At 61.0% G+C, this 18,801-nt stretch carries 17 protein-coding genes; 5 read left to right on the top strand and 12 right to left on the bottom strand.

What is annotated here, in order from left to right; genetic code table 11:
• Window positions 1–105 precede the first annotated feature (105 nt).
• Together M2367_RS07435 and M2367_RS07430 are read right to left on the bottom strand one after the other, a co-directional pair.
• Entirely contained in the window at window positions 106–702 is a 597-nt protein-coding gene (locus M2367_RS07435) for a nucleotidyltransferase family protein (RefSeq protein WP_259236300.1), read from the bottom strand.
• Window positions 692–949 (bottom strand): GNAT family N-acetyltransferase, encoded by a 258-nt coding sequence (locus M2367_RS07430; protein ID WP_042042931.1) that lies wholly within the window; start codon window positions 947–949, stop codon window positions 692–694. The genes M2367_RS07435 and M2367_RS07430 overlap by 11 nt, the downstream gene beginning before the upstream one ends.
• 135 nt (window positions 950–1,084) lie before the next feature.
• Here M2367_RS07430 and cysM point away from each other — a divergent pair, with 135 nt between their 5' ends.
• Window positions 1,085–1,975, top strand: a complete 891-nt coding sequence (gene cysM, locus M2367_RS07425) for a cysteine synthase CysM (RefSeq protein ID WP_224432561.1) — start codon at window positions 1,085–1,087, stop codon at window positions 1,973–1,975.
• 64 nt (window positions 1,976–2,039) lie between these two features.
• Here cysM and M2367_RS07420 read toward each other — a convergent pair whose 3' ends face one another.
• A complete protein-coding gene (locus M2367_RS07420) occupies window positions 2,040–3,446 on the bottom strand; it encodes a coniferyl aldehyde dehydrogenase (RefSeq protein ID WP_259236299.1) in 1,407 nt (468 codons plus the stop codon).
• Between the two features lie 209 nt (window positions 3,447–3,655).
• Between M2367_RS07420 and M2367_RS07415 the strand changes: the two genes are divergently transcribed.
• Window positions 3,656–3,949, top strand: coding sequence for a hypothetical protein (locus M2367_RS07415; RefSeq protein WP_042044099.1), 294 nt, complete (start codon window positions 3,656–3,658; stop codon window positions 3,947–3,949).
• A 43-nt stretch (window positions 3,950–3,992) separates the two neighbouring features.
• Here the strand turns inward: M2367_RS07415 and M2367_RS07410 are convergent, their stop codons facing one another.
• From M2367_RS07410 to M2367_RS07375, 8 genes are all read right to left on the bottom strand, one after another.
• On the bottom strand, window positions 3,993–4,460 hold the full coding sequence (locus M2367_RS07410) for a C40 family peptidase (RefSeq protein ID WP_042044098.1): 468 nt from the start codon (window positions 4,458–4,460) through the stop codon (window positions 3,993–3,995).
• A 74-nt stretch (window positions 4,461–4,534) separates the two neighbouring features.
• Window positions 4,535–5,461, bottom strand: a complete 927-nt coding sequence (locus M2367_RS07405; RefSeq protein WP_042044096.1) for a hydrogen peroxide-inducible genes activator — start codon at window positions 5,459–5,461, stop codon at window positions 4,535–4,537.
• A 239-nt stretch (window positions 5,462–5,700) separates the two neighbouring features.
• Entirely contained in the window at window positions 5,701–6,666 is a 966-nt protein-coding gene (locus M2367_RS07400) for an alpha-L-glutamate ligase-like protein (RefSeq protein WP_259236298.1), read from the bottom strand.
• Between the two features lie 3 nt (window positions 6,667–6,669).
• Window positions 6,670–8,208, bottom strand: a complete 1,539-nt coding sequence (locus M2367_RS07395) for an inactive transglutaminase family protein (protein ID WP_042039738.1) — start codon at window positions 8,206–8,208, stop codon at window positions 6,670–6,672.
• Window positions 8,209–8,211: 3 nt separating this feature from the next.
• Entirely contained in the window at window positions 8,212–8,970 is a 759-nt protein-coding gene (locus tag M2367_RS07390) for an ATP-dependent zinc protease (protein WP_224432971.1), read from the bottom strand.
• An 82-nt stretch (window positions 8,971–9,052) separates the two neighbouring features.
• Window positions 9,053–10,030, bottom strand: a complete 978-nt coding sequence (gene cmoB, locus M2367_RS07385; protein WP_259236297.1) for a tRNA 5-methoxyuridine(34)/uridine 5-oxyacetic acid(34) synthase CmoB — start codon at window positions 10,028–10,030, stop codon at window positions 9,053–9,055.
• Entirely contained in the window at window positions 10,027–10,767 is a 741-nt protein-coding gene (gene cmoA, locus M2367_RS07380; RefSeq protein ID WP_259236296.1) for a carboxy-S-adenosyl-L-methionine synthase CmoA, read from the bottom strand. Before cmoA ends, cmoB begins: the two co-directional genes overlap by 4 nt.
• A 254-nt stretch (window positions 10,768–11,021) precedes the next feature.
• Window positions 11,022–11,870 carry a DUF72 domain-containing protein gene (locus tag M2367_RS07375; RefSeq protein ID WP_259236295.1) on the bottom strand — a complete coding sequence of 283 codons (849 nt, stop codon included), beginning with the start codon at window positions 11,868–11,870 and terminating at the stop codon, window positions 11,022–11,024.
• A 415-nt stretch (window positions 11,871–12,285) separates the two neighbouring features.
• On the opposite strand from M2367_RS07375, the gene aspS reads away from it, so the two are divergent.
• The 3 genes from aspS (at window position 12,286) to M2367_RS07360 (ending at window position 17,169) form a co-directional block, all read left to right on the top strand.
• The gene (gene aspS / locus M2367_RS07370; protein WP_259236294.1) at window positions 12,286–14,076 is read left to right on the top strand and encodes an aspartate--tRNA ligase; all 1,791 of its coding nucleotides are present in this window, start codon (window positions 12,286–12,288) and stop codon (window positions 14,074–14,076) included.
• Window positions 14,077–14,150: 74 nt separating this feature from the next.
• The gene (locus M2367_RS07365) at window positions 14,151–14,891 is read left to right on the top strand and encodes a YebC/PmpR family DNA-binding transcriptional regulator (protein ID WP_224432568.1); all 741 of its coding nucleotides are present in this window, start codon (window positions 14,151–14,153) and stop codon (window positions 14,889–14,891) included.
• A gap of 655 nt (window positions 14,892–15,546) precedes the next feature.
• Window positions 15,547–17,169, top strand: coding sequence for a phosphoethanolamine transferase (locus tag M2367_RS07360; RefSeq protein WP_224432569.1), 1,623 nt, complete (start codon window positions 15,547–15,549; stop codon window positions 17,167–17,169).
• Window positions 17,170–17,586: 417 nt separating this feature from the next.
• Here M2367_RS07360 and M2367_RS07355 read toward each other — a convergent pair whose 3' ends face one another.
• Window positions 17,587–18,801: an ROK family protein gene (locus tag M2367_RS07355; RefSeq protein ID WP_224432570.1), complete on the bottom strand. Its 1,215-nt coding sequence runs from the start codon at window positions 18,799–18,801 to the stop codon at window positions 17,587–17,589.

The raw sequence follows: 18,801 nt of genomic DNA, 5'->3' as shown, positions 1-18,801 counted from the left end.
TATTATAAAAGCCACTGTATATCAGTCACTTTAGTTAAGTTGTTGTGCCAAAGTGGCTTTTTTACTGAGTGTGGCCCCTTGCCCGCAGCCCGTCCCATCCTGATGCTACTGCGGTGCCGGGATCTGGAGCAGAGGCCAGAGTCGTTGCCACCCCTTGTTGGCGACCCGTTCATCAAACACAGACCGGGGTTGCCGACAACGGGGGTTGGGCAGGACCTCAAGGGACCAGCAGGATGCCAGGCCAAAGGGGGCCAGCCAGAGCAGCTGACCATCTGGCAGCAGACGAACCCCGACACAGGTGGGCAGCTCGACCCAGTGCCCCAGAGCCTGCTCGCTGCTGTCAAAGGGGGCCACATGCTGACGCTGGTGCATGCGGGCCTGATTGCGTACCTGCCAGCGGCCGCTCAGACGGGCGCTCAGCCAGGCTTCGTGGGCCGACTCTCGCGTCCCCTCCATATCCTGTGAGTCCAGATAGACAAGATCCAGGTCATTGAGCGGGGTTGGTTCGGCCTTGTGGTGGAGATGATCCCAGATGAGGTTGCGTACGAAGCCAGCCCCCAGCGCCCAGTCGGGCAGGGCCAGATCCCGCGCGGCCATCAGGCAGGCCATGCGATAGGGGTCGGCGCGCAGCAGCGCCTCGGTTTGCAGCCGCAAGCCGGACTCGAAAGAGGGCTCAGCTTGAGCCGCAGGCTCAACCGCCATGGCGCCGCAACCAGGTCTCGATATAGCTGCAGCTTGGGACTATCTCGAGACCTTGGGCCTGGCACCAGTCGAAGAGGGCCCGTGCCAGCTTGTCTGCCAGCCCCTGGCCACGCAGCTCGCCGGGCACGAAGGTGCTGTAGGCATCGACCTGATGCTGGTCGAGCAACCGATAGCGCAGGCGGGCCTCATGGCCGTCAACCACGCAGAGGAAGGCTTGCTGCTGTTGATCATGAATGATGTCTGTCATGGGGACTCCTGTTCTTGCTATGGCCAGCCTGGCCGCACGGCGCTTTGCCGGGGAGGCGAGCTCGCTTACACTGCTCCCCTCATGATGCCACGTTAGCCGCGCCAACTCATCCGCGCATTTGCACAGGAAGCCACCATGGCCTTTGCCACCCTAGACGATTTGATAGGCGACACCCCGCTGGTGCGTCTGCAGCGCATCAACCCCCACCAGGGCGTCACCATCTTGGTCAAACTGGAGGGCAACAACCCGGCCGGTTCGGTCAAGGACAGGCCTGCGCTGAGCCTCATCCGCGCCGCCGAAGCGAGCGGTCGCTTACGGCCCGGCGCCAGGCTGATCGAGGCCACCTCGGGCAATACCGGCATCGCCCTGGCCATGGTGGCGGCCACCAGGGGCTACCGGATGCGGCTCATCATGCCAAGCAACATGAGCCAGGAGCGCCGAGCCGCCATGCAGGCCTATGGCGCCGAGTTGGTGTTGGTCGACAACGGCATGGAGGGGGCGCGGGATCTGGCGTTGGCCATGGCGGCCAGGGGGGAGGGTGTGGTGCTGGATCAGTTCAACAATCCTGCCAACCCGCAGGCTCACTATCAGAGCACGGGCCCTGAAATCTGGCGTCAGAGTGGCGAAGCCATCACTCACTTCGTCTCTGCCATGGGCACTACCGGCACCATCATGGGGGTCTCCCGTTACCTCAAGGAGCAGAACCCGGCGGTGCAGGTGATTGGCTTGCAACCGGCCGAAGGGAGCCACATTCCGGGGATCCGTCGTTGGCCCGCCGCCTACCAGCCCGCCATCTTCGAGCCAGAGCGGGTCGATCGGGTGCTGGACATCACTCAGGCAGAGGCGCTCACCACCATGCGTCGTCTGGCCCGGGAAGAGGGGATCTGTTGCGGCGTCAGCTCGGGCGGCGCCGTGGCGGGGGCCCTGCGCATCGCCGCCGAGCTGGAGCAAGGGATCATCGTCGCCATCATCTGCGACCGAGGGGATCGCTACCTCTCCACAGGGGTGTTCGATGAACCCGCCTGAACCCGATCCGGGATCAGTCAACCGCAGGGGCCCATGGGCCCCTGCTGTCATTTGGTGCTGGCGCTTAACGGGTCAGCCAGCTCAGCAGCAGCTTCTTGTACCAGCGATCATAGGGGGGCTGGAGCAGGGTACCTGGGCTCCACCTGCCCCGGCGCAGTACCGTCTTGGCCTTGGAGAAGGTGAGAAATCCCTCCCGCCCATGGTAGTGGCCCATGCCGGAGGGGCCTATGCCCCCGAAAGGCGCATCGTCCGCCGCAACCTGTTGCAGGGTCTCATTGATGGCGACCCCCCCTGAGTGTGTCTCCCTGATCACCCTGGCTTGCAACGCGGGATCCAGACTCATCAGATAGAGGGCCAGGGGCCTGGGCCTGGCCTGGATATAGGCGATGGCCTCATCGAGGCTCTCATAGGGGATCAGGGGCAGCAGGGGACCGAAGATCTCCTCTCGCATCAGCTGGCAGTGGTCGGGCAGTTCGGTCAACAGATGGGGCAGCAGCCGGTGCCGTTCGTCATCCCGGGCCGGGGTGGCGCAGGGGTGAGCCTGGGCACCGGCGGCAATGGCCTCCTCCAGCCAGTCGATGAGCCGCTGATACTGGCGCGGGTTGATGATGGAGGCGTAGTCATCGCTCGCCAATCCCTGCGGGTAGAGGCGCACGAAGCGTTCGCGATAGGCCTGGATAAAAGCGCCCTCCTCGCCTTTGGGGAGCAGTACATAGTCGGGGGCGACGCAGACCTGGCCTGCGTTGAGGCTCTTGCCATAGAGTATTCGTTCCACCGCCAGGCTCATCGGCATCTCCGGCCCGATGAGGCAGGGGGATTTGCCGCCAAGCTCCAGGGTGAGCGGCGTGAGCTGGCGGGCGGCGCTGGCCATCACCTGCCGACCGATGCTGGTCGAGCCGGTAAAGATCAGATGATCGAAGGGGAGGGCGCAGAAGGCGGCCCCTTGTTGGGCATCCCCCTCGCAGACCACCACCTCGTCCGGTTCGAAGGCTTCGCTCAGCAGCTGGATGAGCACCGCATTGGTGGCCGGGGTGAACTCGGAGAGCTTGAGCATGGCTCTGTTGCCGGCCGCAATGACGCCGATGAGGGGCCCCAGGCTCAGCATCACCGGGAAGTTCCAGGGCACCACTATGCCCACGACGCCGAGGGGCTGATAGACGACATCGAGCCGGGCAGGAGTGAGCAGCAGCCCCGGGTGGCGCCGACTCGGAGCCATCCACTTCTTGAGGTGCCTGCGGACATGTTTGAGCTGGGTGAGACAGGGCAAGATATCGGCGAGCAGGCTATCGGCTCGGCTGCGTTTGCCATAATCCTGGGTCAGCGCCTGACAGAGCGCCTCCTTGTGGGTGCGCAGGGCTTGCTCCAGTCGCGTTAGTCTGGCCAGTCGCTCGGCGAGTGACGGGGCAGGGGCGGCCTGATAGGCTGACTTGAGTCGATCCAGCTGGGTGGCAAAATGCATGGCCTGTTCCATAGGGGCTCCCGGACAATAAGGCCCAGAACGTTAACTCGTCCTCGCGCACTCTGTAAAGCCATGGGCCCCGGCGCGGCGGCGAAGCGTGCGCCGCCACCCATTTTCGGCAACCGTATCGTGTTGACCGCCCATGAGCCATCTTTGGTACTGGTCAAAACTAACCATTTTGGGGTAATTTGTGTTTCATCACAGCAGAGGGAGAGAGTGTCATGACAGAGGAATTGGAACGCTTGCTGACCAAGGTCGATGATGTGGTAGATCGCATGCCTGCCAGCTTCAATACCTATGAATTCGTCCAGAAGTTGGCGCTGCATCATCAGGGTGCCTACTTTGCGGCGGGACACTCCCTGGCGAGCCAGCCCTTGCCTGCGCTCAAGCTGATCCATCGCCAGGTGGGGGAGGTGCTCGGGGAGAGCGACCGTCTCATCGAGGGGGCGCATCTGGCCTGTGTCACCCCCTGGGGGGAGACCGCGAGTTCACCGCGCTGGCACCGCAAGGCCTGACCCGTCCCACGCAACACTCAGGCCCCTCGGGGCCTGAGTGTTGTCAGCCGGCGGGCCCGGTGACGGAGGTCAGGCGGCGTGCCTGCCAGTAATGCTTGCGCCAGTAGACATTGTCGAGGCGTGAGCGGATCACGCCCTTGCTGGTGGAGGCATGGATAAATTCCCCGGCCCCGGTGTAGACGCCGACGTGATACTGATCCCAGCCGGTCTTGAAGAAGACCAGATCCCCATGACGCAGCTCGCTGCGAGGGATGGCCTCGCCGAGATCGGCCTGGGACTCGGTCGTGCGGGGCAGCTGGAAGCCCAGCACCTGCTGATAGGCGAGCTGGGTGAAGGCGGAGCAGTCTAGTCCGGCTCTGTTGGTGCCACCCATGCGATAGGGAACCCCGCGCCACTGTTGAAAGAAGCCATTGAAGGCTTTGTCAGGCGCTGAGGGGGGCACAGGCTCCGGTGTACTGGAACAGGCGGCCAGCAACAGGGCAAGCAGGGGCAGGATCAGCTTCATCGACATTTCACTCCCTCATATCGAATTCAAACGTGAGCGCAGTGCCCGCATGCCAACCTGGAAGAGAGAAGCCCCTTCATTCATGTCGTGAGAGCCGACTCGGATTGGGGCTCGATCAGCGGCTTGACCAGCTCAGCCAGCTTGTAGAAGGTCTGGACCCGAGTGGTACTTGGGCGCCATACCAGGCCTATCTCCCGGTAGGCCTGCTCACCCGGCAGCGGGATGGCCACCAGGTCGGTGTTATCCAGGATGCCGGCATCGATGGCCATCTGTGGCAAGAAGGTGGTGCCGAGCCCGGCGCCGACCATCTGCACCAGGGTGTGCAGGCTGGTGGCGGCAAAGGGGTTGATCTTGCTCTTGTCCCGCAGTCGACAGGCGCTTACCGCATGCTCGGTCAGGCAGTGCTCGCGCTCGAGCAGGAAGATGCTTTGGCTGGGCAGCTCTTTATAGTCGAACGGCATGTGCAGCCCCGCCGCCATGTCGCTGGGCATCACCATGTGGAAGGGATCCTGACCGACCGCCTTGCAATGGAAACCACCAATCTCGATGGGCAACGCCAGGATCAAGAGGTCGAGCTGACCCTGCTCCAGTTGCTTGAGCAGGTTGCTGGTGGTGTCTTCCCGTAGCAGCAGCTCCAGGTCCGGGTAGGTCTTGGCGCAGCGTTGCACCAGCTTGCTGAGCAGGAAGGGGGCTATGGTCGGAATGCAGCCGAGCCGCACCGTACCCTGCATGACGCCCCCCTGCTGCTGGCCGAGCTCCATCAGATCCCGGGCGTCGGAGAGCAGGTTGCGGGCCCGCTCGACCACCTCCAGCCCGATGGGGGTCATGATGAAGCTCTTGTGGTCGCGCTCGACCAGTTGCAGATTCATCATGTCTTCCAGGGTCTGGATGCCGGTGCTCAGGGTCGACTGGCTGACATGGCACGCCTTGGCGGCGCGGTTGAAGTTCTTGTGTTCGTCGAGCGCTATCAGATATTGGAGCTGTTTCAGGCTGGGCCAGCGTTGCATAGGAGTACCTGATCCGTTCTATCTATTTAATTTGATTTAACTAATCTAACATTGGCGCCGTTTCTTGTCGCTTTAATAAAGGGCGCTGACAGGCTGAAAGCCTCCCTGGGTTCAGCCTGTAGCAAGCTTTATCCCCGGGGATGGCGGGCAGGGGGATTGGGGGCGCGAGTGGCGAGTCAGGGCTGTTCCCAATAAAAAACGCGCCCGAAGGCGCGCTTGAGTCAGTGTCTGCGACACCATCACTCGTCGAAGATGCCGAAGTGCTCCTTGGAGAAGGCGACGCGCTGCGCCACCGTCATCTTGGTCGACCCCAGCTTCTCTATGGTCTTGAGATTGGGCACCAGACCGCGGCCATTGGCTATCTGAATAGCGAGGCCGGGGCGGGCGTTGAGTTCGAGCAGCATGGGGCCACGGAACTTGTCGAGCACCATGTCGGTGCCGATATACCCCAGTCCCGACATCTCATAGCAAGATGCTGCGAGTGTCAGCAGGGTATCCCAGTGAGGCACCTTGAGTTCGTACAAGTCGAGGCCGGTGTCCGGGTGGTGGCGCAGGGGGGTGCCAAACTGCACCGCCCGCAGCGCCCGGCCGGTACGCAGGCACAGACCCACCCCCACGGCGCCCTGGTGCAGGTTCGCCTTGCCATCCGATGCCGCAGTCGAGAGACGCATCATGGCCATCACCGGGAAGCCCTTGAAGATGATCACCCGGGCATCGGGCACCCCTTCAAACGAGTAGCCGTCGAACACATCATCGAAGTTGATGAGCCCTTCCACCAGCGCCACGTCGGGCTTGCCGCCCAGGGAATAGAGCCCAGCCAGAATGTTGGAGACATGACGCTCCAGATCCTGGCCATTGGAGGCGCTGCCGTTGGGCTTGTAGAAGAGGCCATCTTCCTGGCGCAGGATCACCAGTATCCCCTTGCCCCCCGAACCGCGGGCCGGCTTGATGCAAAAGCCCGGCCACTCCTTGACCAGCTCGGTGATGCGGGCCACATCATGCTGCTCGCGAATGGTCCCGATGAGATCAGGCACAGTCACGCCGGCATCCAGCGCTATCTTCTTGGTCTGCAACTTGTCATCCACCAGGGGATAGAGGTTGCGCGGATTATAGCGGCTGATGTAGCTGTGGTTGCGCTTGTTCATGCCGAGGATACCTGACTGGGCCAGGCTCCACGGGCTGGTGTATTTTTCCCAGAACCACATCTGTTACTTGTCCTTACCCGGCGTGACGCCCGACTTCATCTCATCCACCAGCGGTTTGAAACGCTTGAGCTCGCTCAGTTTGTAACCGGTGTAGTTACCCATCACCAGCACGGTTGCCATCAGCACCAGCTGCAGGCCGAGGAAGTTGAAGGTGAGATGACGGATCAGCTCGTTATCCATGGCCAGGTAGGCGATGACGGCGACCAGCAAGGAACCGCCACCCTGACGGAACACCTCTTTGGAGCCCTCTTCTTCCCAGAGGATGGACATCCGCTCTATGGTCCAGGAGAGGATGATCATCGGGAAGAAGGTGATCTTCACGCCGCTGGTCAGCCCCAGCTTGAACGCCAGTGCGGAGAAGAGCCCTATCATCGAGATCACCATGATGATGATCGCCGATATGCGCGCCACCAGCAGCAAGTTGAGCCGCGACAGGTAGGAGCGGATCACCAGACCGGTACCGACGATGAGCAGGAAGCCGACCAGACCGGTGATGAGCTGAGTCTGGATGAAGGCGACCGCAATCAGCACCGGCATGAAGGTGCCCGAGGTCTTGATACCGACCAGGACTCGCAGGAAGACCACCATCAGCACCCCGATGGGGATCAGCAGCAGTCCCTTGAACAGCGCCTGCTCCTCCAGCGGCAAGCTGTGAATGGAGAAGTTCATCATCTCGGACTGCTCGAACTTCTGGGACAGCGCCACACTGACGGGCTGCTCCTGAGCGATCATCGAGAAGGTGACCTTGGAGTTATGACCGCCGGTCACATCCAGCAGGGCACCGGAGTTGTATTCCCACAGCAGCAGATTGGCAGGACGGCCCTGTTCGCCGGTCTGGGGGTTAAACAGCTGATAATCGGTCGGGCTGTTGAACACCTGCAAGTAGTCCACCAGCTCCTGGCGACGGCGACCGTCCTCCAGGCTGAGGGCGTGCACCACCCGAGTCGGCACGTCGGCGTTGTTGAGCAGCTCGGCAATCAGGTTGGCGCGGCTCTTGTGGGATTTAAGCAACTGGGCGTTCTGCTCCTGCTTCTCGATCTCCTTGATGATCTCGCGGGTCAGGGTGTAGCCATCGGCGGAACGCTCCTGGGCGCGCTCGAGGATCTGCTTCATGGCCGTGGCGTAAGGCTCACTCTCGATCTGCTTCTCGATGGAGGGCGGCTGGGCCAGGGCGGCGGGTTTGGCATGGGCATCGGCCATCATGTCGACCCGGTAGTAGAGCTCCTGGCGGCCGGTCGCGGTGCGGATGGACCACTCTGCACGGGCATCCCCGTTCTTCTCGACAAACGACAGGCCATAGCCCGGGCTCGCCGCATTCTCGTTCATCAGGGTGTAACCCGGCTGGGTACCCGGAATGGCCAGGGAGGCGATGACGGGTTCCCCGGTCGCATCGAACTCCAGTTTGGCCTCGATGGACCAGATCTGACGCTTCTCACCCGGGGTGAGCGGCACGTCCAGGGCAATATGGTGATAGATGGTCATCCCCATGCCGACGATGAACAGCAGGGCTACCAGCAAATAGAACGGCTTACGGGAAACCATGGATTATTTCACATCCTTGAGCTTGGGTTTGGGTTGGATATATTCGCGGGCCACGTCGACCACGGCGATGTCTTTGAGGAATTCGCGACCCAGCAGCACCGGGAAGGTCATGTCGCTGCGGTCTTTCAGGGTAAATTCGGCCTTCTCGGTCATGTCGCCGATGCGCACGGTGAGGCGTACCACCGGGCGGCGGTCGAGATCGTCGGCAGAGGCCTGGCGCACGCGCACATGGCGCACCAGCGGGGCTTCTATCTGGATCTTGTCATCGAGATCCTGATGGCTCAGGAAGAAGCGCACCCAGTTTTTGCCATTGCGCTCGAAGATGGTGATCTCCTGGGCGCTGATGGAGGAGGTGGTTGCCCCGGTATCGACCCGCGCCTGGAAGGCGTCATTGGCGGCATCCACCCAGATCCACTCCGCTTCCCCTACCAGCAGCTTGCCATCGACGGTGTGGCCCTGATCGGGGGCGGCGCACTGCTCGGTCGGGATCGCGGGTGGCTTGGGCGGCTGTGCGGGCAGGGTGGCCAGCTTGCTATCGACTTTGTTCACAGATTCTTTCATGTTAACGACATCAGTATTGAGCTGGGTCAGCAGTTGTTGTTGCTGGACGGTCTGGCGCGCTTGTTGCGCCATGGCGAGCTGGATCTTCTGTTCACTCAGGCTCAATTCTGTTCTGAGCTCGGCCAGGGTCAGCGGCGGCACTGTGGGTGCCTGTTCCAACTGAGCACACCCGCCGAGGCTGAGCAGAGAGAGCAGGGTCATTCCTTTCAATTTGCTTTTCATGTCATTCATTTAGCTGTGCTTCCTGGATTTGAATCAGTGTAACTTCCACAACTGCCCTCGGCTAGTCTTTGGCCTTGGTAGCGATTAATACGGCTCGTTTGGGAGCGGGTAGCCCCTCGACGGTGCGGGAGGGATCGGCGGGATCCAGATAATCAAGCAAAGATTCATTGAGCATCCACTCAGTGCGACGCTGTTCGTCGGTACTGGTCATATTTTCATCGACAATCCGCACATCGCAGAAGCCACAGCGCTCGACCCAGCGCTTGAGCGCCAGGCTTGAGGGGATAAACCAGACGTTGCGCATCTTGCCGTAGCGATCCGATGGCACCAGTACCTGCTCCTCATCCCCGTCGATCACCAGGGTTTCCAGCACCAGCTCACCGCCATCACGGAGCTGATTACGCAGCTGTTCGATGTGTTCTATGGGGGACTTGCGATGATAGAGCACCCCCATGGAGAAGACGGTATCGAAGGCCCGCAGGGTCGGCAGCTCCTGGATGCCCAGCGGCAGCAGCTGGGCACGCTGGTCGTTGCCTGCAAAGTGGCGAATGGCCTCGAACTGGCAGAGGAACAGCGGGCTGGGATCGATGCCGACCGCGAGCCTGGCCCCTTCCCCGACCATGCGCCACAGGTGGTAACCGCTGCCGCAGCCCACGTCCAGCACATAGCGTCCGTCCAGGGGGCTGATGTGGGGCAGCACTCTGTCCCACTTCCAGTCGGAGCGCCACTCGGTATCGATGTGGATGCCGTGCAGGGTGAAGGGGCCCTTGCGCCAGGGCATAAACTGACGCAGCAGGCTCTCCACCTTCTTGCGCTCCCCCTCATTGAGGCTCTCGCTATGGCCTATCTCGACCCGATGTTTCAGTTCCACCTGACCGGGAGCCACCACCGGCAGTTTGTTGAGGGCACGACTCCAGCGCGGCAGATCACCGTGCAGGTTGTCATGCTGCCAGGCATGGAGCTGAGCGGGCAGGGTATGCAGCCAGTGGCTGAGCCGGGTCTTGGCGATCAGTTGATAGAAATTGGCGAAGTCGATCATGGCTGGGTGTCGCTGGATTTGATGGCGATCATGGAACCGAAGTTGAAGCACTGGAACCAGAGATCCTGATGGACGAAACCCGCCTCGCGCAGGCGCGCCTGGTGTACCGCCAGGGTGTCGGTGCGCATCACGTTTTCCAGCGCGGTGCGCTTCTGGCTGATCTCCAGCTCGCTGTAACCATTGGCTCGCTTGAAATCCAGATGCAGGTCGATGAGCAGTTCGTTGACCGGCTTATCTTCGAAACGCAGCTTCTCGCTCAGGATCAGGATGCCGCCGGGACGCAGGCCATCAAAGATGCGCTGGATCAGCGCCGCCCGCTGCTTGGGGTCGACAAATTGCAGGGTGAAGTTGAGCACCACCACGGAGGCGTTCTCGATGGCGATGTCGCAGATATCCGCCTCGATGAGCTCGACCGGCACCTCGGATTTGAAGCCCGAGAGGTGGGCCCGGGCCCTATCTATCATGGGGCGGGAGAGATCGACCGCCGTGATGCGGCAACCGGGTTGCGCCAGGTTGCGACGCATGGCCTGGGTCGCGGCGCCCAGGGAGCAACCGAGATCGAACAGGCGGCTGTCTGGCTGGGCATAGCGAGCTGTCATCATGCCGATGGCGGAAATGATGTTGCTGTAACCCGGCACAGAGCGCTGGATCATGTCGGCAAAGACATCGACGACCTGCTCGTCAAAGCAAAAATCGCCCAGTTGGGCGATGGGGGCGGCAAAGATCTGATCATGCATAGTGGTGCAATCCGGCAGGGGATCTGTCTGTCCCCGGCTTTGTTCAATTTTGGTATTGGCTGACACCTGAATCGTACCGGGCATCAACGGCTGGCGAAGGGCCACAAGGATTCCTGTTTTGCTGGATGCCCCGGCCGCTCACACGGGCCATCTGCTGACCCGTCATAGGGGCGCTAGTCTAGAGGATTGCTGGCCATTTGTCTTGAACAGGGCGAAGCCGCCACCGTAAATAATCGACTTTTTCGTGCCGCAGACTAAAACATCAGCACCCCTTGACGGGCACTGTCAATTTCCCCCGGCCAGGGGGCCATTTCCTGACCGAGCAATTGCACTATCTGGCGCGCCAACGCCGGGGCCTGGGCATTGTCTGCGGTATGGATAAACAGATAGAGATCCTTGCCATCCGCCAGCCATTGGCGCCAATGGGGCAACCAGTCCGGCAAGAAGGGGTGATTGGCGGCAGGATCCGGCAAGCCGATCAGGCGCACCACGGGGGCGTGGGCGGTGGCGAGCAGGTGCACGGGCAGCTGTGGCTTCTTGCCCTGGGAGTCAATCATGGCCGCCGTGGTGGCGGGCACCGAAAACAGGGGCCGGGAGTCGAGCATGATGCGGTTGATGCCCTTTTCCATCAGCATGCGATTGAGGGCCCGCTCCGCGTCCCCCTTGGCGAAGAAATCGGGGTGTCGTACCTCGAGCGCATAGGCAAAATCCCGGGGCAGGCGATTGAAAAACTCGGTCAGACGAGGCAAACCGGCGGGCCCGAAGCGGGCGGGCAGTTGCAGCTTGAGCAACCCCAGCTTGGCGTGCAAGGGGGCAAGCAGGGCGATAAAGTCGCTCACCTGCTTGTCCACGCTGACCAAATCGCTCTGGTGACTGATGGTTTGCGGAAACTTGAAGGCAAACCGGAAGGTATCCGGCACCGCCTCGCTCCAGCGCAGCACCGTCTCCGGGGTCGGCAAGGCGTAGAAGGTGGTATTGCCTTCTACGGTGTTGAACACCCTGGCGTAATCGGCCAGGTGTTCGGCGGGCTTGGCGCCCTGGCCGAGTAATTGACCTGGCCAGGCGGGGTGGGACCACTGTGGCAGTCCCAAAAAGAGGCTCATTGCGGATCCTGTTGGCGGTTTTGTCGCGTTTCCCCTCAAAAATTTGCCAACTGAGCTAAAAAACAGGGCAAAGGAGGGGGCAGGTCATTTTACCCGTATAGGGGTTTTCCTCTATAATGCCACCCCTTTGTTTATCAATTTTTGATGGTGGCGCCGGATGATGCGTCCCGCGATGGTGACATGCGGTCATGAATTGTTAACACAACAACGGCTCTCCGATGCTTCGCCGACGGCCTCGCTGTTGCAAGCCGGTATCGGCGGCAAGCTGCCGGCTCAAAGGGGCCGGCTGGTACGAGACTGATTTCAAACCGGGTAGCACAAGCATCTGGCCAGTGGCGAGACAGACGGTGCTGACCTGTCGTGCCCGGCGACTCAGGGTTAACCGTCTCTCTTACAATTTCGAAGGAAGAAGTCCATGCGCTCTATCTATTGCGGACAGGTCAATGAAGCCCATGCAGGGCAGACCATTACATTGTGCGGTTGGGTCCATCGTCGTCGCGACCTTGGCGGTCTGATCTTTATCGATATGCGTGACCGGGAAGGCATAGTGCAAGTCTTCTTCGATCCGGACAAACCGGATGCCTTCGCCCTGGCCTCCGAACTGCGCGGTGAGTTCTGCATCCAGGTGACCGGTGTGGTACGCAGCCGCCCCGACTCCCAGCGCAACAGCGACATGGCCACCGGCGCCATCGAGGTGTTCGGCCACGAGTTGACCATCATCAACCGCGCCGAGCCACTGCCGCTCGACTTCAACCAGGTCAACAGCGAAGAGCAGCGCCTCAAGTTCCGCTATCTGGACCTGCGTCGCCCCGAGATGGCCAAATACCTGAAGACCCGTGCCAAGGCCAGTGCCTTCGTGCGCCGCTTCATGGACGAGCAGGGCTTCCTCGACATCGAGACCCCGATGCTGACCAAGGCCACCCCGGAAGGGGCCCGTGACTATCTGGTGCCGAGCCGGGTGCACAAGGGCAAGTTCTACGCCCTGCCGCAGTCCCCGCAGCTGTTCAAGCAGTTGCTGATGATGTCCGGCTTCGATCGCTACTACCAGATCGTCAAGTGCTTCCGCGATGAAGACCTGCGTGCCGACCGTCAGCCGGAATTCACCCAGATAGACGTGGAGACCTCCTTCATGACCGCGCCCCAGGTGCGCGAGCTGATGGAAGAGATGATCCGCCAGCTGTGGCAGCACGTGCTGGCCGTGGATCTCGGCAACTTCCCGGTGATGACCTTCGACGAAGCCATGCGCCGCTTCGGCTCCGACAAGCCGGATCTGAGTCTGCCGATGGAGCTGGTCGATGTCGCCGATCTGCTGACTGCGGTTGAGTTTGCGGTGTTTGCCGGTCCGGCGAACGATCCGAAAGGCCGTGTGGCAGCCCTGAAAGTGCCGGGCGGCGCCGAGCTGTCTCGCAAGCAGATCGACGAGTACACCAAGTTTGTCGGTATCTATGGCGCCAAGGGGCTGGCCTGGATGAAGGTCAACGACGCCGCTAATGGCCTCGAAGGCGTGCAGTCGCCGGTGGCCAAGTTCCTCTCCGACGAGATCGTGCGCGAGATCCTGACCCGTACCGGTGCCGCCGCTGGCGACATTATCTTCTTTGGCGCCGACTCCAAGAAAGTGGTCTGCGACGCCATGGGCGCCCTGCGCCTGAAAGTGGGCCGTGATCTGGGCCTGGTCGAGAACGTCTGGAAGCCGCTGTGGGTCATCGACTTCCCCATGTTCGAAGAAGATGGCGAGGGTGGGCTGGCCGCCATGCACCACCCCTTCACCGCCCCGAGCGATCTGAGCCCGAGCGAGCTGAAAGCGAACCCGCTCGGTGCCTATGCCAATGCCTATGACATGGTGATCAACGGTTACGAAGTGGGTGGTGGCTCTGTGCGTATCCACAGCAGCGACATGCAGTCCTGTGTGTTCGACATCCTGGGGATCACCCCGGACGAGCAGCGCCTGAAGTTCGGCTTCCTGCTCGATGCCCTGAAATATGGCACTCCGCCCCACGCCGGTCTGGCCTTTGGCCTGGATCGCCTGAGCATGCTGCTGACCGGCACCGACAACATCAAGGATGTCATCGCCTTCCCGAAAACCACCACGGCGTCTTGCCTGATGACGGATGCCCCCAGCTTCGCCAATCCGGCCCAGCTCGGCGAGCTGGCGATTGCGACCGTTGCCAAGGTCGATACCAAGGCTGACGTTGAAGGCGCTGAGTAAATCAAAAGGGCCGCACTTGCGGCCCATATCAGCAGACTTATCTCATTGATTTGAAATCATAACGGAGCGTTTTTATGGCAGGTCACAGTAAATGGGCCAACATCAAACACCGCAAGGCGGCGCAAGACGCCAAGCGCGGTAAAATCTTCACCAAGCTGATCCGTGAAATCACCACCTCGGCGCGCATCGGCGATCCCGATCCCGCCAACAACCCGCGCCTGCGTGCCGCCGTGACTGCGGCCCTGACCAGCAACATGACCCGGGAAACCATCAACCGCGCCATCGCGCGTGGGGCCGGTGGTGGCGACGGCGAGCAGCTCGAGACCATCGTCTATGAAGGCTACGGCCCGGCGGGCTCCGCGGTCATGGTGGAGTGCCTGACCGACAACCGTAACCGTACCGTCGCCGAAGTGCGTCATGCCTTCAACAAGTGTGGCGGCAACCTGGGTACTGACGGCTCTGTCTCTTACCTGTTCAGCAAGAAAGGGCTGTTGACCTTCGTCGGTGCCGATGAAGATGCCCTGATGGATGCGGCGCTCGAAGCCGGTGCCGATGATGTGGTCACCGAAGAGGATGGCTCCATTGAGGTCTACACCACTCCGAATGACTTCGGTACCGTGCTGGATGCCCTGGAAGCGGCTGGCTTCAAGCCCGAGAACGCCGAAGTGACCATGATCCCCTCCACCGAAGCCGAGCTGGATGCCGAGACTGCTCCCAAGCTGATGCGTCTCATCGACATGCTCGAAGACCTGGACGACGTGCAGGAGGTGTACCACAACGGCTCCATCTCCGACGAAGTGGCTGCGACCCTCTGATCGTCAGGTGCACCTTAGAAGAAGTGGCATCACAACGGTGCCACACTCCTCCGACGAAGTGGCCGCGACCCTCTGAGCGTCAGGTTGCAGCTTAGAGGAAGTGGCATCACAACGGTGCCACAGTCCTCCGACGACGTGGCCGCGACCCTCTGATCGTCAGGTTGCACCTTAGAGGGAGTGGCATCACAACGGTGCCACACTCCTCCGACGAAGTGGCCGCGACCCTCTGATCGTCAGGTTGCACCTTAGAGGGAGTGGCATCACAACGGTGCCACACTCCTCCGACGAAGTGGCATTACAACGGTGCCATCGCCCTCCGACGAAGTGGCCGCGATCCTCTGAGCGTCAGGTTGCACCTCAGAGGAAGTGGCATCACAACGGTGCCATCGTCCTCCGACGAAGTGGCCGCGACCCTCTGATCGAAGGCCCGCACAGACAGCTAACGGCAGCCCACGGGCTGCCGTTTTTTTATGATGTTGCCAAAGGGAGATGCAGCCCGGTGCGTCATCATGGCTTGCCTGCCACCCCCAGCCCGGTTTGTATGTCTCTTTGCCTCCATGGGCTTTCATCTTAATTTTCACTTAAGTCTCGACTCTTATGATGCTGCCAAGTCTGGCTCCCGGTGAGCCTGTCATCTGGTTAGCGGAGTCTGTCTATGCGTATCACTATGAGTGCCATCAAGGTGAATGTCCTGCTGGTGCTGTTGTTTACTCTGGTATTCAACTGGCCTATCTTCCTGCACTTCTATCACGCCCTCTCTCGCCTCGATCACGTCAAGGTCGGCTTCGTGCTCTCCATTCCTCTGCTATTGCTGGCGGCGCTCAATCTGGTGTTCCTGCCGTTTAGCATTCGATACCTGCTCAAGCCCTTCTTCAGTGTGCTGATCCTCATTGGCTCCCTGGCCAGTTACGCCATGCTCAAATACGGGATCATCTTCGATCAGAACATGGTGCAGAACGTGGTGGAAACCAATGTCGGGGAGGCGGGCTCTTATCTCAATGGCTCCGTCTTGACCTGGTTCATGCTGACGGGGGTGCTGCCAACCCTCTGTCTGCTGCTGCTCAAGATTGAATATCCCACGCGCTGGTACCAGGGGCTGGGCCTGCGGCTGGGGGGCATGGGGCTCTCCGCCTTGCTCATCTTCGCCGTGGGTGCCCTCTATTATCAGGATTACGCCTCGGTGGGCCGCAACAATCACACCATGGCCAAGGAGATAGTGCCCGCCAACTATGTGGCCGGCATCTTCAAGTATGTGAAAACCAGCTTCTTCACCCCGGCCATGCCCTTCCTGGCGCTGGGAAGCGACGCCGTGGTCGCGGCCGAAGGCCACAGCAAACCGACCCTGATGTTCCTGGTGGTGGGGGAGACGGCGCGCAGCAAGAACTACTCCCTGAACGGCTATGAGAAGCACACCAACGCCTTCACCGACCAGGAGCCGGGTCTGGTGTCGTTCCGCCATGTACGCTCCTGCGGCACCGCCACGGCGGTTTCCGTGCCTTGCATGTTCTCCAACATGACCCGGCGCGAGTATGACGAGAACCGGGCCCGTCATCAGGATGGCCTGCTGGATGTGTTGCAGCACGCCGGGGTGCAGGTACTGTGGAAGGAGAACGATGGCGGCTGCAAAGGGGTGTGCGATCGGGTGCCGACCCAGGTGGTCGATCCCAAGGAGCATCCCGAGCTCTGTAAAGGCGAGTCCTGCTATGACGGTGTGCTGCTCAAGGGGCTGGATCAGCAGATTGCCGGGATGAAATCAGGCAACAAGCTGGTGGCCTTCCACCTGATGGGCAGTCATGGCCCCACCTATTACCGGCGCTACCCGGCCACGGAGCGCGCCTTCGTGCCAGATTGCCCGCGCAGCGACATCGAAAATTGCACCAACGAGGAGCTGGTCAATACCTATGACAACACCATTCGCTACACCGACAAGGTGATAGGGCAGCTGATCGACACCCTCAAGGGGCTGGAGTCGGAGTACAATGTGGGGCTCATCTATCTGTCGGATCACGGGGAGTCCCTGGGCGCCATGGGACTCTATCTGCACGGCACCCCCTACAAGTTCGCGCCGGACGATCAGACGGTGGTGCCCATGCTAACCTGGATGGCGCCGCGCACCGCCCAGGAGGATGGCTTGAGTCTCGATTGCCTCAAGCAGGAGGCACAGGCCAAGCGCTTCTCCCAGGACAACCTGTTCCACTCGGTACTGGGCATCATGAACGTCAAGACCAGTGCCTACGATGGCGAGTTGGACTTGTTCAAGCCCTGCCGGGCAGGGTGAGTGGGTTTATTCTCAGCTGTTCCCCCATGCAGCACTGGGCATTATGAACGTCAAGACCAGTGCCTATGATGATGCCTTGGACTTGTTCAAGCCCTGCCGGGCAGGGTGAGTGGGTTTATTCTCAGCTGTTCCCCTCATGCAGCACTGGGCATCATGAACGTCAAGACCAGTGCTTACGATGGTGATCTGGACTTGTTCAAGCCCTGCCGGGCAGGGTGAGTGGGTTTATTCTCAGCTGTTCCCCTCATGCAGCACTGGGCATCATGAACGTCAAAACCAGTGCCTATGATGATGCCTTGGACTTGTTCAAGCCCTGCCGGGCAGGATAGCGGCGAAGGGGTGTGACAACGCACAAATGACAACGGCAGCCATTGGCTGCCGTTGTGGTATCTGACCTGCCGCCTCAGCGGCGCGCCGTCACTTCTGTTCCATGATGATCTGCAGCAGATCCCCTTCCAGCAGACCGCGCTTGACCAGGGCGAAGCCGCCGATGGTGGGCTGGTTCTGGAAGCGGGCTTTCACGATGGGCAGGCCACGGTGGAAGCTTGGCAGGGACTGATGCTCGACGCAGCGACGGATGGCCGGGAACAGGATCTCCTCGGCTTCGGTGATCTCGCCTGCGATCAGCACCTTCTGCGGGTTGAACAGGTTGACCGTGATGGCCACGGCCCGGCCCAGATGCTCGCCCACATTCTCAATCACGCTGCGCGCCAGTTCATCGCCAGCCAGGGCAGCCTTGCAGACCTCATGGATGCTGATGTACTTGTCTTGCAGGCTGCTCTGGTGGCCGCGGCTGATCAGCTCCTTGACCTTGTCGACGATGGCCTCGTTGGAGGCGATGGTCTCAAGGCAACCGAAGTTGCCGCAGTGGCAGCGCTTGCCGAGGGGCTCGACCTGAATGTGGCCTATCTCGCCGACGTTGCGGTTCTGGCCGAGGAACACCTTGCCCTTGGTGATGATGCCCGACCCCGCACCCTGGTGAACACTGACCAGGATGGAGTCCATGCAGTCGCGGGACTCGCCGAAGAAGTGTTCGGCCAGTGCCAGGGAGCGTGTGTCGTTGCCGACGTAGCAGGGCAGGTTGAAGTGGTTCTCCAGCAACTTGGCCAGGGCCAGGTTGCGGATCTGGTATTTGGGGGTATAGATGACCATACCCGATTCCGGATTGACCAGGCCCGGCATAGTGAGCGCGATGCTGATGAGATTGCGGCTGCGCTCCTGATGGGCGTCGATGAAGGCGCCAATTTCGCGCAGCAGCATGTCGACCACAGGTTGCTGGTCTATCTCGGTCACTTCGGTGATGTGCTGGTCGAGCTCCTTGCCATCGAGATCATAGAGACTCAGTTGCAGGTAGCCTCGACCCAACTTGGCGGACACAAACTGGAACCGATTCTTGATGGTGGTGAGGGAGATGGCACGCCGCCCGCCGGTTGAGGCTTGCGGTGAGGTCTCCTTGATCAGACCATGCTCGATCAGTTGCCGGGTTATTTTGGTCACGCTGGCCGGGGCCAGGTGACTCAACTCGGCAATCTTGACCCGGGAGATGGGGCCTTGCAGGTCGATGAGCCGATACACGGCTGCACAATTGACCTGCTTGATAAGGTCTACGTTTGCTATTTGTCCGCCAGTCAT

This window comes from Aeromonas sp. BIGb0445 (assembly GCF_024809075.1).
GTDB classification, from domain to species: domain Bacteria; phylum Pseudomonadota; class Gammaproteobacteria; order Enterobacterales; family Aeromonadaceae; genus Aeromonas; species Aeromonas rivuli.
Note: the sequence above shows the minus strand (reverse complement) of the source record. Positions and strands in the feature narration are given on the sequence as shown.